Origin of the sequence: Chryseobacterium mucoviscidosis, from assembly GCF_002177115.1 — a bacterium.
Lineage (GTDB): Bacteria > Bacteroidota > Bacteroidia > Flavobacteriales > Weeksellaceae > Chryseobacterium > Chryseobacterium mucoviscidosis.
This window is the reverse complement of record NZ_MVAG01000109.1, coordinates 1-273: the sequence shown is the minus strand read 5'-3', so window position 1 is coordinate 273 and position 273 is coordinate 1. Positions and strand designations below refer to the sequence as shown.

Below are 273 nucleotides of genomic sequence, written 5' to 3'. Positions count from 1 at the left end.
TCTGTTTGGCAGCATTAACCGGTGCGGCGTATCTTTCATTGTCACGGCATCTGAAACGATATGAAAAGCAGACAGCCGTCATCAATGCAGGAAAATTGAACCAATGGAGCAAGTGGGCATGGTGGCTGTGGTCGATATTTATCGTGGTTATCTCCATGTATACCTTCGTGATTCAATACGGCAGCGATATATGGTTTGGGCGAGAACTGTCGGTCGACGGGCCTTATTCGTTCTACGTGACCGTCATGCGGTATGTGATCCCGATGACGTCGG

Annotated in this window: 1 protein-coding gene; it reads left to right on the top strand. The window is 49.1% G+C overall.

All coding sequences use genetic code 11. The features are described 5' to 3' along the window. Nucleotides 1–273: hypothetical protein (locus tag B0E34_RS22755; RefSeq protein ID WP_228423041.1), on the top strand; the 273-nt coding region annotated here is incomplete at both ends.